At 60.6% G+C, this 13,769-nt stretch carries 12 protein-coding genes; 6 read left to right on the top strand and 6 right to left on the bottom strand.

Going from position 1 to position 13,769, the window contains the following annotated elements; translation table 11 throughout:
* Positions 1-166 precede the first annotated feature (166 nt).
* Positions 167-1,513 (bottom strand): class II 3-deoxy-7-phosphoheptulonate synthase, encoded by a 1,347-nt coding sequence (locus tag ACM6HV_RS23330; protein WP_414905398.1) that lies wholly within the window; start codon positions 1,511-1,513, stop codon positions 167-169.
* Between the two features lie 153 nt (positions 1,514-1,666).
* Here ACM6HV_RS23330 and ACM6HV_RS23325 point away from each other — a divergent pair, with 153 nt between their 5' ends.
* Entirely contained in the window at positions 1,667-2,422 is a 756-nt protein-coding gene (locus ACM6HV_RS23325) for a spermidine synthase (RefSeq protein WP_041069570.1), read from the top strand.
* Between the two features lie 114 nt (positions 2,423-2,536).
* Here the strand turns inward: ACM6HV_RS23325 and ACM6HV_RS23320 are convergent, their stop codons facing one another.
* Positions 2,537-3,328, bottom strand: a complete 792-nt coding sequence (locus ACM6HV_RS23320) for a crotonase/enoyl-CoA hydratase family protein (protein ID WP_222018761.1) — start codon at positions 3,326-3,328, stop codon at positions 2,537-2,539.
* 421 nt (positions 3,329-3,749) lie between these two features.
* Here ACM6HV_RS23320 and ACM6HV_RS23315 point away from each other — a divergent pair, with 421 nt between their 5' ends.
* A complete protein-coding gene (locus ACM6HV_RS23315; protein ID WP_007964821.1) occupies positions 3,750-5,423 on the top strand; it encodes a DEAD/DEAH box helicase in 1,674 nt (557 codons plus the stop codon).
* A gap of 105 nt (positions 5,424-5,528) precedes the next feature.
* Here the strand turns inward: ACM6HV_RS23315 and ACM6HV_RS23310 are convergent, their stop codons facing one another.
* Entirely contained in the window at positions 5,529-6,296 is a 768-nt protein-coding gene (locus tag ACM6HV_RS23310) for a DODA-type extradiol aromatic ring-opening family dioxygenase (RefSeq protein WP_414905397.1), read from the bottom strand.
* A gap of 104 nt (positions 6,297-6,400) precedes the next feature.
* On the opposite strand from ACM6HV_RS23310, the gene ACM6HV_RS23305 reads away from it, so the two are divergent.
* Positions 6,401-7,054 (top strand): thiopurine S-methyltransferase, encoded by a 654-nt coding sequence (locus ACM6HV_RS23305; RefSeq protein ID WP_414905396.1) that lies wholly within the window; start codon positions 6,401-6,403, stop codon positions 7,052-7,054.
* Positions 7,055-7,236: 182 nt separating this feature from the next.
* Here the strand turns inward: ACM6HV_RS23305 and htpX are convergent, their stop codons facing one another.
* Together htpX and ACM6HV_RS23295 are read right to left on the bottom strand one after the other, a co-directional pair.
* Complete coding sequence (gene htpX / locus ACM6HV_RS23300) at positions 7,237-8,124, bottom strand: protease HtpX (protein WP_041069582.1); 888 nt, start codon at positions 8,122-8,124, stop codon at positions 7,237-7,239.
* A gap of 303 nt (positions 8,125-8,427) precedes the next feature.
* Positions 8,428-9,639 (bottom strand): pyridoxal phosphate-dependent aminotransferase, encoded by a 1,212-nt coding sequence (locus tag ACM6HV_RS23295; protein ID WP_003226761.1) that lies wholly within the window; start codon positions 9,637-9,639, stop codon positions 8,428-8,430.
* A gap of 223 nt (positions 9,640-9,862) precedes the next feature.
* Here ACM6HV_RS23295 and msrB point away from each other — a divergent pair, with 223 nt between their 5' ends.
* The 3 genes from msrB to ACM6HV_RS23280 all read left to right on the top strand — a co-directional run bounded on the left by msrB (position 9,863) and on the right by ACM6HV_RS23280 (position 11,303).
* The gene (msrB, locus tag ACM6HV_RS23290; protein WP_414905395.1) at positions 9,863-10,258 is read left to right on the top strand and encodes a peptide-methionine (R)-S-oxide reductase MsrB; all 396 of its coding nucleotides are present in this window, start codon (positions 9,863-9,865) and stop codon (positions 10,256-10,258) included.
* A gap of 101 nt (positions 10,259-10,359) precedes the next feature.
* On the top strand, positions 10,360-10,845 hold the full coding sequence (locus ACM6HV_RS23285; RefSeq protein ID WP_027613435.1) for a glutathione peroxidase: 486 nt from the start codon (positions 10,360-10,362) through the stop codon (positions 10,843-10,845).
* On the top strand, positions 10,842-11,303 hold the full coding sequence (locus ACM6HV_RS23280; protein WP_145594093.1) for a MarR family transcriptional regulator: 462 nt from the start codon (positions 10,842-10,844) through the stop codon (positions 11,301-11,303). Before ACM6HV_RS23285 ends, ACM6HV_RS23280 begins: the two co-directional genes overlap by 4 nt.
* Here the strand turns inward: ACM6HV_RS23280 and ACM6HV_RS23275 are convergent.
* Positions 11,287-13,608 (bottom strand): response regulator, encoded by a 2,322-nt coding sequence (locus tag ACM6HV_RS23275; RefSeq protein WP_414905394.1) that lies wholly within the window; start codon positions 13,606-13,608, stop codon positions 11,287-11,289. The two genes, ACM6HV_RS23280 and ACM6HV_RS23275, sit on opposite strands and share 17 nt — an antisense overlap.
* Positions 13,609-13,769 lie beyond the last annotated feature (161 nt).

The raw sequence follows: 13,769 nt of genomic DNA, 5'->3' as shown, positions 1-13,769 counted from the left end.
GCAGGCTGGCTCCCACAGAGATCTTTGAGTGATTTTGACCCCTGTAGGAGCTGCCGAAGGCTGCGATCTTTTGATTTTGTTTTTCAAGATCAAAAGATCGCAGCCTTCGGCAGCTCCTACAGGGATAGAGGTCAATCCATGCCTGCTGGCGATGGGGCGACTCGGTCTAGCGGCGGACCTGTTTCAGCGTTTCCGCAATCAAAAACGCCAGTTCCAGCGACTGATCGGCATTCATCCGCGGATCGCAGTGGGTGTGATAACGATCCGACAACCCGTCTTCCGTGATCGGCCGCGCGCCGCCGATGCACTCGGTGACATTCTGCCCGGTCATCTCGATGTGAATCCCGCCGGCATAAGTGCCTTCGGCTTCGTGCACCTGGAAGAATTGCTTCACCTCACCCAGGATCTGCGCGAAGTCGCGGGTCTTGTAGCCGCTGCTGGCCTTGATCGTGTTGCCGTGCATCGGGTCGGAGCTCCACAGCACCTGCTTGCCTTCATGCTGTACCGCGCGGAGCAGCGCCGGCAGGTGATTGCCGACCTTGTTCGCGCCCATCCGCGCAATCAGATTCAGGCGGCCCGGATCGTTGTCCGGGTTGAGCACGTCGATCAGGCGGATCAGGTCGTCCGGGTTCATGCTCGGGCCGACTTTGACGCCAATCGGGTTGTTCACCCCGCGCAGGAATTCGACGTGAGCACCGTCGAGCTGACGGGTACGGTCACCGATCCACAGCATGTGCGCCGAGCAATCGTAGTAATCGTTGGTCAGGCTGTCTCGACGCACGAACGCTTCTTCGTAGTTCAGCAGCAGCGCCTCGTGAGCGGTGAAGAAACTGGTTTCACGCAGTTGCGGCGAGCTGTCCATGCCGCAGGCGCGCATGAACGCGAGGGTCTCATCGATGCGGTCGGCGAGGTGGCTGTATTTCTCGGCCAGTGCCGAGTTGGCGATGAAATCCAGGTTCCACTTGTGCACCTGATGCAGGTCGGCGAAGCCGCCCTGGGCGAAGGCGCGCAACAGGTTCAAGGTGGCAGTGGACTGGTGATAGGACTGCAGCAGGCGCTCCGGATCCGGCACGCGGCTCTTTTCGTCGAAACCGATGCCGTTGACGATGTCGCCACGGTAGGCGGGCAGGGTCACGCCGTTGAGGGTTTCGTCGTTGGCCGAGCGCGGCTTGGCGAACTGACCGGCCATGCGCCCGACCTTGACCACCGGGCAACCGGCGGCGAAGGTCATGACGATCGCCATTTGCAGCAACACTTTGAAGGTGTCGCGAATCTTCGCTGCCGAGAACTCGGCAAAGCTTTCCGCGCAATCGCCGCCCTGCAACAGGAACGCCCGGCCCTGAGTGACCTCGGCAAACTGGCGGCGCAGCTCGCGCGCTTCACCGGCAAACACCAGCGGCGGATAGCTGGCCAGGGTCTGCTCGACCTGGCGCAGATGCGCGGCGTCGGGGTATTGGGGTTGTTGCTGGATCGGCAGGGCGCGCCAGCTGTCAGGACTCCAGAGTTGGCTCATCACGGTCTCTAATGGGTTCTACGCACGGGAAGGCCATGGTAGCAGCAATTAGTGCGTGACCTGCTCCCGCCCCATCACCGACAATCGCCGCTTTGCCACGGCGCCGGAGCGGTGCCATCGCGTCACCGCGCCCGGTGACCATCAGGAGACGAAATGACTGAGGAGCGCGTCGAGCTGTTGCTCGCCGAGGTACAGGATGAGTTCGGCGTGATTCGCGTGCTGGAAGTGGCCGATTACCGCTTTCTGGAATTCGGCGATGCCATCGAGCAGAGCTGCGTGTTCACCGCCGATCCGAGCTGGCTGGAATACGACTACACCCGGGCGATGCTGATTGGCGCGTTGTGCCACGAACAACCGGAGAGCGCGCTGTTTCTTGGCCTCGGTGCCGGTACGCTGACCCAGGCCTGCCTCAAGTTCCTGCCGCTGGAAGATGTCGAAGCCATCGAACTGCGCCCGGATGTGCCGCGCCTGGCCATCGAATACCTGGGGCTGGATGACGATCCGCGTTTGTACATTCGGGTTGGCGATGCGCTGGAGTTGCTGCCGACGGCCGAGCCTGCGGATCTGATTTTTGTCGACCTGTACACCGATGTCGGCCCGGGTGTCGGGCATCTGGCCTGGAGTTTTCTCGGTGACTGTCAGAAGCGTTTGAATCCGGGCGGCTGGCTGGTGATCAACCAGTGGGCCACCGATGATGGCAAACCGTTGGGCGCCGCGTTGCTGCGTGGGCTTTACCACCGGCATTACTGGGAACTGCCGGTGAAGGAGGGCAATGTGATTCTGATTGTGCCGGCGGATCTCGATCAGGAGCTGGACATGCAGGCACTGACCGCCCGCGCTGAAGCGCTGGCGCCGCGGTTGGGGTATTCGTTGCAGTCGTTGATCAACAGTATTCGCCCAGCCACCTGAGTAGCGACTCGGTCAACTGTAGGAGCTGCCGAAGGCTGCGATCTTTTGACTTTGATTTTAGAAACAAGATCAAAAGATCGCAGCCTTCGGCAGCTCCTACAGGGGGGGAGTTCATCAGATCCCTTTGAAGATGCCTGGCCGCCGCTCAACCAGCGAGCTGATGCCTTCCTTGGCATCCTCGCTCCCCAGCAACTTCTTCACCAGTGCCGGCAATCCTTGTGCCGCCGCCGTCTCACCCTCATACCGTGCCTGCCGCGCCGACATCAGCGTCGCCTGCACCCCCAAGGGTGCCTGCCGGGCAATCCGCTCGGCCAGTTCGATCGCGCGGGGCAGCAGGTCCTCACTGGCCATTACTTCCTGTACCAAACCCAGGCGCAATGCATCATGCGCATCGAACTCATCGCCGGTCAGCAGCCAGCGCATGGCATTGCCCCAGCCGGCCACCTGATGAAAACGCAAGGTCGCGCCCCCAAACGGAAAAATCCCCCGCTGCACTTCCATTTGCGCGAAGCGGGTATTGCTCGCGCACAGGTTGATGTCAGCGGCCAGCATCAACTCGATGCCGATGGTCAGGCAGTAGCCTTGTGCAGCCACAATCACCGGTTTGCTCACTCGCGGCCCGACGAAAACACCCCACGGGTCGCAACCGCCCGTCGGAACCTGCCAGCCTTCGGCGAGGGCGGCGCTGGTGTTGAGCAGATCCAGACCGGCGGTAAAGTGCTCGCCATGCCCGAACACCACGGCCACTCGCGCGTCACTGTCGGCCTCGAACTCACCGTAGGCCAGGCTCAGGTCATTGAGCAGATCGAGGTCGAAGGCATTGCGTTTGGCGGCCCGGTCGAGGCCAATCAAGTGGACATGACCACGATGTTCGCGGCTGACGCGGCCGGGGCAGGGCTGATTCATGGGTAGATCCTCGGGCGGGAAGGGCGGGTGCAGCGACGGTATGCCGCACATCGATGAATCGTTTAAGCGTCATCGCCCGCAAGGCCGGGCCTTTGCAAAATAGACCTTCGCACGATTATCCGCAAAACCCCGTTACACAGCGGTGACACAGCGATTCAGCTGATAAAAAAAGCTCCCTTTTTGGGCAAATTCCGGTATAGTGCGCGCCGGCCTTTAACCGGGCCGCGTTTAGGTAGCGCAATTCCCCGAAGTCAGCTTCGGCTGCACGTCCGCACTGCGGGCTCTTCCTTGACGATTCTTTTTCATTCATACGTTTTCGCAAATCCCCGCCGACAAAGCTGCCAGGGCGACTCTTGAGTCTCAACACGGCATGCGCAGCTTTGGAGCATGGGTCTTTGCGGATGCACTTAGAGGCAGACCCATGACCCAGGAAATCGGCGGCTTCGCCGCTCTTGAACTTCATCCCAATATTGTCGCTGCAGTAGTCGCTACCGGCTATGAAGAGCCTTCGGCCATTCAGCAGCAGTCGATCCCGATCATCCTCGCCGGTCACGATATGATTGGTCAGGCGCAAACCGGTACCGGTAAAACCGCTGCCTTTGCCCTGCCTATCCTGCACCGCATTGATCCGTCCAAGCGCGAGCCGCAAGCTCTGATCCTGGCCCCAACTCGTGAGTTGGCGCTACAAGTTGCAACCGCTTTCGAAACCTACGCCAAGCAAATGCCGGGCGTAACTGTTGTGGCTGTCTACGGCGGCGCGCCGATGGGCCCACAATTGAAAGCAATCCGTAATGGCGCACAGATCGTTGTCGCCACGCCGGGCCGTCTGTGCGACCACCTGCGTCGCGACGAAAAAGTCCTCGCTACCGTGAACCACCTGGTTCTGGACGAGGCGGACGAAATGCTCAAACTGGGCTTCATGGACGACCTGGAAGTGATCTTCAAGGCCATGCCGGAAACCCGTCAGACCGTATTGTTCTCGGCAACCTTGCCGCAGTCGATCCGTGCCATCGCCGAGCGCCACCTGCGCGATCCGAAGCACGTGAAGATCCAGAGCAAGACTCAGACCGTTACCGCGATCGAACAGGCTCACCTGTTGGTTCACGCTGACCAGAAGACCTCTGCCGTTCTCAGCTTGCTGGAAGTGGAAGACTTCGACGCGCTGATCATGTTCGTGCGCACCAAGCAAGCGACCCTGGATCTGGCCAGTGCCCTGGACGCCAAAGGCTACAAAGCCGCTGCGCTGAACGGTGACATCGCCCAGAACCAGCGTGAGCGCGTCATCGACTCGCTCAAGGATGGCCGTCTGGACATCGTTGTCGCGACCGACGTGGCTGCCCGTGGTCTGGACGTTCCGCGCATCACCCACGTGTTCAACGTGGACATGCCGTACGATCCGGAGTCCTACGTGCACCGTATCGGCCGTACCGGCCGTGCCGGTCGCGAAGGTCGTGCGCTGCTGCTGGTGACTCCACGTGAGCGCCGCATGCTGCAAGTGATCGAGCGTGTCACCGGCCAGAAAGTTGCCGAAGTGCGTCTGCCGGACGCTCAAGCTGTGCTCGATGCACGCATCAAGAAACTGACCAACAGCCTGTCGCCGCTGGTTGCCGATGCCGAATCGACTCACGGCGAGCTGCTCGATCGTCTGACCGCTGACATCGGTTGCACCCCGCGTGCACTGGCAGCAGCCCTGCTGCGCAAGGCAACCAACGGTCAAGCGCTGAACCTGGCAGCGATCGAGAAGGAACGTCCACTGGTGCCGAACAACGCACCGCGTGGCGACCGTCCTGAGCGTTCCGGTGATCGTCCTGATCGCGGCGACCGCGAGCGTCGCGCGCCAATGCCTCTGGGTGAAGGCCGTGCCCGTTGCCGTACCGCGCTGGGTGCGCGTGACGGTATCGCCGCCAAAAACCTGCTGGGCGCCATCCTCAACGAAGGTGGTCTGGCCCGCGAAGCGATCGGTCGCATCCAGGTGCGTGACAGCTTCAGCCTCGTCGAGCTGCCGGAAGATGGTCTGGACAAACTCCTGACCAAGCTGAAGGACACTCGCGTCGCTGGCAAGCAGCTGAAACTGCGTCGCTACCGCGAAGATTGATCCGCCCTCGGGCTGATTGATCAACCATAAAAAATCCCCGACTGGTTCGGGGATTTTTTATGCCTGCTTTTTGCCTTTGTGGGAGCGAGCCTGCTCGCGAAGGCGTCAACCGAAGCGATAAATATCCATACCCAGCGCGCCCATCGTGAAACCTTGATGAGCAATGCTGAACTCACCTCCCGCACCACGGGCGAAAAACAACGGCAACAAATGCTCATCACTCGGATGGCTGCGCACCGCATTCGGTGCTTGCTGACGATAGTCGTGCAACGCCGCTTCGTCATTGGCCGCCAACTTGTCGATCATCCAGTCACGAAAATCCCGCGCCCACGGCTCGACGCTTTCCGGGCCGGCATGCCAGTCCAGTTCGCGCAGGTTGTGGGTGATGCTGCCGGAGCCGATCAGCAAAATACCCTGCTCGCGCAGACTCGCCAGTGCGTGCCCGACACGGGTTTGCAGCGCCGGGCCACCGCGACTCGGCAGCGACACCTGCACCACCGGAATATCCGCCTGCGGGTACATCAGTGACAGCGGCACCCAGACGCCGTGGTCGAACGGTCGTTGCGCATCGAGGCGAGCCGGCAGATGGACAGCGTTGAGCAATTCGGCCACTTCGGCGGCCAGTTGCGGATTGCCTGGTGCCGGATATTGCACTTCAAACAGAGCGCGGGGAAAACCGCCGAAGTCATGCCAGGTTTCGGGCTGCGAATGGCTGCTGACCAGTAATTCCTGGCTTTCCCAGTGAGCAGAGACAATCACGATGGCTTTCGGTTTAGGCAGTTCGGCCGCCAGGCGCGCGAGAGCCGGGCCGCTGGCGCCGGGCTCCAGCGCCAGCATCGGCGAGCCGTGGGAGATAAACAGGCTGGGAAACATGGAAAGGTTCCTGAGCGGTAAGATGGTGCCATCTTCAGTCAGATCATTAATCTAAATCTAATATAAGTTTTAACGCCTTTTGATCGAATTTTTTGGGGTGAAGCATGCAGCCTGAGTTTTGGCACAAGAAGTGGGAATCCAATCAGATCGGCTTTCATTTGCCTGAGGTCAACCCGTATCTACAGCGTCACTGGCCGCAGTTGGCGATCCCGATGCAGGCGCGGGTGCTGGTGCCGTTGTGCGGCAAAAGCCTGGATCTGTTGTGGCTGGCCGGGCGCGGACATCAGGTGCTCGGGGTCGAGTTGTCGCAGAAGGCCATCGAGGACTTCTTCAGTGAACATCAGGTAACGCCGCAGGTCAGCGACGAGGGGCCGTTCAAGGTCTATCGCGGCGATTCCATCGAGTTGTGGTGCGGTGATTTCTTCGCGCTGACTGCAGACGATGTAGCGGACTGCGCGGCGTTGTACGACCGGGCAGCGTTGATCGCCTTGCCGCCTGCGATGCGTGAACGCTATGCAGCGCATCTGCAGCAGATCCTGCCGCCGGGTGTGCAAGGGCTGTTGATCACGCTGGATTACGATCAGGCGCAGATGTCCGGGCCGCCGTTCGCGGTGAGCGATGATGAGGTGCAGCGCTTGCTGGCGGGTGCCTGGCAGGTGCGAATGCTGGAAGAGCAGGATGTGCTGGGGGAGAGCTGGAAGTTTCTGCAGGCGGGGGTGACGCGGTTGGAGGAGCGGGTATATCGGGTTTCCTCCTGATAGATTTTTGCTGACAGTGTCGGCCCCTTCGCGAGCAGGCTCGCTCCCACACGGGACCTGTATACAACAATTCAATGTGGGAGCGAGCCTGCTCGCGAAGAGGTCATCAGCAACAACCATTGTTCGTATGTACAAAAAAACCCGCATCGCTGCGGGCCTTTTCGTTTGTCACGCCAGATGGATCAACCGCGACGACGCAGCGCGTCGATACGCTCTTCCAGTGGTGGGTGGCTCATGAACATGCGGGCAAAGCCCTGTTTGATGCCACCGTTGATGCCGAAGGCGTTCAGAGTGTCCGGCATGTGTACCGGCAGGCCCTGTTCGGCGCGCAGGCGTTGCAGCGCGCCAATCATCGCGTTGGTGCCCGCCAGACGTGCGCCGGCTTCGTCGGCACGGAATTCGCGCTTGCGCGAGAACCACATGACGATAGCGCTGGCGAGGATGCCCAGGACCAGTTCGGCGAAGATGGTCGCCACGTAGTAGGCAATGCCCTGGCCTTCTTCGTTCTTGAAAATCACCTTGTCGACGAAGTTGCCGATGATCCGCGCAAAAAACATCACGAAAGTGTTCACCACGCCCTGGATCAGCGCCAGGGTGACCATGTCACCGTTGGCCACGTGACCGATTTCGTGGGCCAGAACGGCTTTCACTTCATCCGGCGAAAAGCGCTCGAGCAGGCCCTGGCTGACTGCGACCAACGCGTCGTTCTTGTTCCAGCCGGTCGCAAAGGCATTGGCCTCGTAGGCCGGAAAAATACCGACTTCGGGCATCTTGATCCCGGCTTCGCGGGACAGTTGCTCGACGGTTTGCAGCAGCCATTGTTCATGCCGGGTACGTGGCTGGCTGATGATCTGGGTGCCGGTGCTCATCTTGGCCATCCACTTTGAGATGAACAGCGAGAACAGCGAACCGGCGAAACCAAAGACCGCACAGAAAACCAGCAGCTGACTGAGGTTGAGATCAACCCCGTTGGCCGCCATGAACCCGTTGAAGCCGAACAGGCTCAGGGTGATGCTGGCTATCAGCACGACCGCCAGGTTAGTGGCCAAAAACAGCAGGATGCGCATCATGGTTGTAGAAATCTCCTCAAGCTAAAGATGTAGCGTACTGCGGGGTATATAAGGTGCGGCACGGGGTGATTCAACTGAGTGACTATTTCAAACTGTGTCCTACAGCGGATTCCGGGGCTGCAGGCCATTGCCCACGACCGAAACCGAAAAGGATGACAGCCAGCCGCCACCCGCCACCACTGCGCCAGAGGCGTGTGGACTATACGAATCGCAAGTGTAGAAGGCCCTGCGAGTCGGGGAGGGCAGAAGTGTTGCTGAATCAGACAGTGCGCAACGTTCGGGCCGTTGCGCACTGTCGACCGCTTACTGGCGGTAGGACTTGAGGAAGTTGCCGATACGTCCGATGGCCATCTCGAGGTCGTCGACGCGGGGCAGGGTCACCACGCGGAAGTGATCCGGCCACGGCCAGTTGAACGCCGTGCCTTGCACCACCAGCAGCTTCTCGGAGAGCAGCAGGTCGAGGACGAATTTTTCGTCGTTGTGGATCGGGCAGACCTTCGGGTCGATCCGCGGGAATGCATACAGCGCGCCCATCGGCTTGACGCAGCTGACGCCCGGAATGTCGTTGAGCAACTCCCAGGTGCGGTTGCGCTGCTCCAGCAGACGACCTTGCGGCAGCACCAGATCATTGATGCTCTGATAACCGCCGAGGGCAGTCTGGATCGCGTGCTGGCTCGGCACGTTGGCGCACAGGCGCATGTTGGCCAGCATGTCGATGCCTTCGATGTAGCTCTGGGCATTGTGTTTCGGCCCGGAGATGGCGATCCAGCCGGAGCGGAAACCCGCCACGCGGTAGGATTTCGACAGCCCGTTGAAGGTCAGGCACAGCAGGTCCGGCGCCAGCGAGGCGGTGCAGATGTGCACGGCATCGTCATAGAGGATCTTGTCGTAGATCTCGTCGGAGAACACCACCAGATTGTGCGCGCGGGCGATTTCCAGCATGCCCAGCAGTACTTCCTTCGAGTACACCGCACCGGTCGGGTTGTTCGGGTTGATGATCACCATGGCCTTGGTGTTCGGCGTGATCTTGGCCTTGATGTCGGCCAGATCCGGGAACCAGTCGGCACCCTCGTCGCACAGGTAGTGCACGGCATTGCCGCCGGCCAGGCTCACGGCGGCGGTCCAGAGCGGGTAGTCCGGGGCCGGTACCAGCACTTCGTCACCGTTGTTGAGCAGCGCCTGCAGCGACATCACGATCAGCTCGGACACGCCGTTGCCCAGGTAGATGTCTTCAATGCCGACACCTTCGACATTCTTTTGCTGGTAGTACTGCATCACCGCTTTACGGGCGCTGAACAGGCCTTTGGAGTCGCTGTAGCCTTGGGCGGTCGGCAGGTTGCGGATCACGTCCTGGAGAATTTCGTCCGGCGCTTCGAAACCAAACGGTGCCGGGTTGCCGATGTTCAGCTTGAGGATGCGCTGGCCTTCCTCCTCCAGACGTTTGGCGTGCTTGAGCACCGGTCCGCGAATGTCGTAGCAGACGTTGGCGAGCTTGTTCGATTTGCTGAACTGCATGGCGATGTGATCCCGAAAATGAACGATCCAGACGGCGGATGGCCAACCGTACTGGGATTCCTGCGTCTTCGCACAGGCGGAGTCTTGCGCGGTGGCGCCAATAATCCGTTTGAATGCGCCCGGTCTGGCTGCCAGACTGGCGTGTGACGAGGCGCAATCATACGTGCCACCCGATCCGTGGAAAAGGTACAGATCGGGCTTTTTCAGCCGTTGAGGTGTGATGATGGAAAAGTTGGAAAAAACCCTGGAAGAATGGCGTGCGATGCTCGATCCCGAGCAGTACAACGTGTGCCGGCTCAGTGCGACCGAACGGCCGTTCTCCGGCAAATACAACGCCACCAAAACCGACGGCATTTATCATTGCGTCTGCTGCAATGAGCCGCTGTTCGACTCCCAAACCAAATTCGATTCCGGCTGCGGCTGGCCGAGCTTCTACGCGCCGATCGGCGAAAGCGCCATGACCGAAATCCGCGATACCAGTCACGGCATGATCCGCACCGAGGTCAAATGCGCTCGCTGTGACGCGCATCTGGGCCACGTGTTTCCCGATGGTCCGCCACCGACCGGCCTGCGTTATTGCATCAACTCGGTGTGCCTGAACCTCGAGCCTCGCGAATAATCGAGCGGGCGACCTGCGGGTCGCCTTTCGGATAATTAAATTGCACACAATTTAATTGCTCGCTATGTTTGGCCTTTCCCGATAACCCGTGGAGCCTTCTCATGAGCGACAACCTGCTGAATATTCCTGTCACCACCATCAAGGGTGAGCAAAAGACCTTGGCCGACTTCGCCGGCAAGGCCGTTCTGGTGGTCAATACCGCGAGCAAATGCGGCTTCACCCCGCAATACAAAGGCCTGGAAGAGCTGTGGCAGACCTACAAGGATCAGGGCCTGGTGGTGCTGGGGTTTCCATGTAATCAGTTCGGCAAGCAGGAGCCAGGCAACGAGGGTGCGATCAGCGAATTCTGTGAGTTGAATTACGGCGTGAGTTTCCCGCTGTTCAAGAAGATCGACGTCAACGGTTCTGATGCGCATCCACTGTTCGTGCAGTTGAAAAAACGCGCTCCGGGTCTGCTCGGCTCCGAGGGCATCAAGTGGAATTTCACCAAGTTCCTGATCGGCAAGGATGGGCAACTGGTCAAGCGTTTTGCCCCGACCACCAAGCCGCAGGACATCAGCGGCGAGATCGAAGCCCTGCTCAAATGAACAGCCTGCCCGACGATTCGCTGAAGCTCGACAGTCAGTTGTGCTTCAAGTTGTATGCCGCGTCCCGGGCGGTGATTCGCGCTTACAAGCCGATGCTCGATCAGCTCGGCCTGACGTACCCGCAGTACCTGGTGATGCTGGTGCTGTGGGAGTGGCAGGACAGAGCGCCGGAGCAACCGACGGTCAAGGCCTTGGGCGAGCGTCTGGCGCTGGACTCCGGCACTCTGACGCCGTTGCTCAAGCGGCTTGAGCAATTGCAGTGGGTGCAGCGCCAGCGTTCTGCGCGTGATGAGCGTGAAGTGCATCTAAGCCTGACCACCCAGGGCCAGGCGTTGCGCGAGCAGGTCGGGCCGCTCAAGGCCCGATTGTTGTGCGACAGCGGCGTGGATCTTGATCGGCTCAACGATTTGCGTAACGGTCTCGATCACCTGCTGGGGCAGATCAAGGCGCTGACGTAGTCGGAATCCACTGGTCGAGCAGGGCCGCCAGCTCTTCGCGGCGGAACGGCTTGGCCAGATAATCGCTCATGCCGGCGGCGCGGCAGCGCTCGCGCTCCTCGGACATGGCGTTGGCGGTCAGCGCGACGATCGGCAGGTGCGGCCAGCGCCCGCTCTGGCGAATCTGCCGGCTCGCTTCGTAGCCGTCCATCACCGGCATGTTGCAGTCCATCAGCACCAGGTCGAACTCATCGTGCTCCAGTTGATCCAGCGCTTCGGCACCGTGGGCGGCGACCACCACGTCGCACCCGAGCTTGCCGAGCATGCCTTTGGCCACCAACTGGTTGACCGGATTGTCCTCCACCAGCAGCACGCGTCCGCGGCGTTGAACCGGCTGTCTTTCGTGCTGCGCATCGTTGTTCGTGGTGATGTCCGCCAGCAGAATGCGTCGCAGGATCTGATACAGCGCGTTGCGTGCCAGTGGTCGGGCCTGTTGCTGCAATGGCGCCAGCGCTGCGGCCTCTTCGCTGGGCATGAAGCTGCCATAAGCGGTCACCACCAGGATCGGCGCGCTGAGGGTCGGGCGCAGACTGAACAGGCATTCCGGGCAATCGGTGATCAGCAGATCGGGTGACAGGCCCAGCAACGGGTCGTCCATGGTGCGCTGTTCATACGTCACGCCCCACACCGGCAACAGCGTCTTGAGCAGTTCCGCCAGGCCGCTGCTGGCCGCGGTGATCGCCAGTACCTTGCCGTGCAGCGGTGGCGGCATGATCGCCCGGGTATGGCACGGCAGCGGCAGGTCGGCGCAGAACTGACTGCCGAAACCGGCCTCGGAACTGATGGTCAGTCGACCCTGCATGGCTTCACAGAGGTTGTAGGTCAGCGCCAGGCCGAGACCGGTGCCGCCATACTGCCGGGTGATACCGGCGCCCGCTTGGGTGAACGGCTGGAAGATTTTCACCTGGGCTTCCTGGGCGATGCCGATACCGGTGTCGCAGACTTCAATGCGCACTCCGTCGCCATGGGCGGAAAGACGTACATCAACCCGGCCGAAGCGGGTGAACTTCAGGGCATTGGACAACAGGTTGCTGACGATCTGCCGCACCCGGGTCGGGTCTCCCAGCACCAGAGCGGGGAAGTGCGGATCGATCAGGCAAGTCAGTTCGACGCTCGGCGCGGCGTTCTGCGACAGCAGGTTGGCGGTATCCTCGATCAGCGAGCCGAGGTCGAACGGGATGTGCTCGAGCTCCAGTTGCCCGGCATCGAACTTGGACAGGTCGAGAATATCGTTGAGCAGCTCCACCAGCACCTTGCCCGAGTCATGGGCAATTGACAGCTGTTGCTGTTGTTCGGCGTTCAGCGGGCCGTCAAGGGACAGAGCGATCATGCCCAGCAGACCGTTGAGCGGGGTGCGGATCTCGTGACTCATGTTGGCAAGGAACGCCGAGCGTGCTTCGGCCATGTCCAGTGCGGTGCTGCGGGCGATCTCCAGTTCTTCGTTGGACTGGCTGAGCCGGGTGTTGATCGCCTTGAGCTCGGCGGTGCGGGCCGAAACGATGTGCTCCAGCTGCCCGAGGTAGTCGGTCAGGCGGTTTTCGGCGTTGCGGCGCTGCTGGATTTCCGTGGCGATGTTTTCGAACTGCTGGTTGGCGACTTTGACCAGCACGCCGATCTCGTCATTGGCGTGTCCGGCCGGGCATTCCAGCGTTGTCGGTTCTGCACTGCGTGCGTCGCGCGCACTGAGTTCACGAATCAGCCGTACCAGTGGCTTGGTCAGCATCACGTAGAACAACGCCAGCAGGATCCCGGTGAGGATCAGGCTGCGGGCAAACCCGTTGAGCAGAGTGACTTCGGCGCGGCGCAGGAAACGGCTGCCGAATGCGTATGTGTCGACTTCAAGGCTGAGGATGCCCAATGATTCGTCAGGCAGGTGGTCGAGGTACAGACGGTCTTCGAACTGGCGTTTGGCGCCGAACAGGAAGTCGCTGATCACCCGATAGCCGCTTTGCAGCTCCGGGCGTTTGACGTTGGCCAGCACGTTGCCATTGTTGTCCGTCAGTTGCGCCGAGATGATCGCCGGCGAACGCAACAGCCCCAGGGTCAGTTCCTGCGCCAGTTCCGCGTCGATGTTGTAGGCGATCCGCGACGCCGGATTGTGGCTGATTTCCAGCAAAGACAGGATTTCACGGTTGATGGAGGCGTCTTCGCTGGCATAATCGATGCCGATTTGCAGCAGGCTGAGCAGCGTGCCCAGAATGAACCCGACCAGCACCGTGAATCTGGCTTGCTTGTATGACAGCCGGTGGGTGAATTTGATATCCATGGGGTGTTGAACCACTTCCGTTTCCCTTCGCTGCTCAAGCATAGTCGATCATGTATGGATACCGAGGTTCCCGAATCGCCTTGTAACAAGGCCTGAGCGGGGATTGAGATCTGTCTGTCGTCGCTGTATCGACATCATCACTGTGAACGTGTCCGAGGAGA

Origin of the sequence: Pseudomonas sp. IT-P260 (genome assembly GCF_949768395.1) — a bacterium.
Taxonomy (GTDB): Bacteria; Pseudomonadota; Gammaproteobacteria; order Pseudomonadales; family Pseudomonadaceae; genus Aquipseudomonas; species Aquipseudomonas parakoreensis.
Note: the sequence above shows the minus strand (reverse complement) of the source record. Positions and strands in the feature narration are given on the sequence as shown.

Coding starts and splice junctions, on each gene's coding strand:
- ACM6HV_RS23330 (WP_414905398.1), bottom strand. CDS start 1,513: ATGAGCCAACTCTGGAGTCCTGACAGCTGGCGCGCCCTGCCGATCCAG.
- ACM6HV_RS23325 (WP_041069570.1), top strand. CDS start 1,667: ATGACTGAGGAGCGCGTCGAGCTGTTGCTCGCCGAGGTACAGGATGAG.
- ACM6HV_RS23320 (WP_222018761.1), bottom strand. CDS start 3,328: ATGAATCAGCCCTGCCCCGGCCGCGTCAGCCGCGAACATCGTGGTCAT.
- ACM6HV_RS23315 (WP_007964821.1), top strand. CDS start 3,750: ATGACCCAGGAAATCGGCGGCTTCGCCGCTCTTGAACTTCATCCCAAT.
- ACM6HV_RS23310 (WP_414905397.1), bottom strand. CDS start 6,296: ATGTTTCCCAGCCTGTTTATCTCCCACGGCTCGCCGATGCTGGCGCTG.
- ACM6HV_RS23305 (WP_414905396.1), top strand. CDS start 6,401: ATGCAGCCTGAGTTTTGGCACAAGAAGTGGGAATCCAATCAGATCGGC.
- htpX (WP_041069582.1), bottom strand. CDS start 8,124: ATGATGCGCATCCTGCTGTTTTTGGCCACTAACCTGGCGGTCGTGCTG.
- ACM6HV_RS23295 (WP_003226761.1), bottom strand. CDS start 9,639: ATGCAGTTCAGCAAATCGAACAAGCTCGCCAACGTCTGCTACGACATT.
- msrB (WP_414905395.1), top strand. CDS start 9,863: ATGGAAAAGTTGGAAAAAACCCTGGAAGAATGGCGTGCGATGCTCGAT.
- ACM6HV_RS23285 (WP_027613435.1), top strand. CDS start 10,360: ATGAGCGACAACCTGCTGAATATTCCTGTCACCACCATCAAGGGTGAG.
- ACM6HV_RS23280 (WP_145594093.1), top strand. CDS start 10,842: ATGAACAGCCTGCCCGACGATTCGCTGAAGCTCGACAGTCAGTTGTGC.
- ACM6HV_RS23275 (WP_414905394.1), bottom strand. CDS start 13,608: ATGGATATCAAATTCACCCACCGGCTGTCATACAAGCAAGCCAGATTC.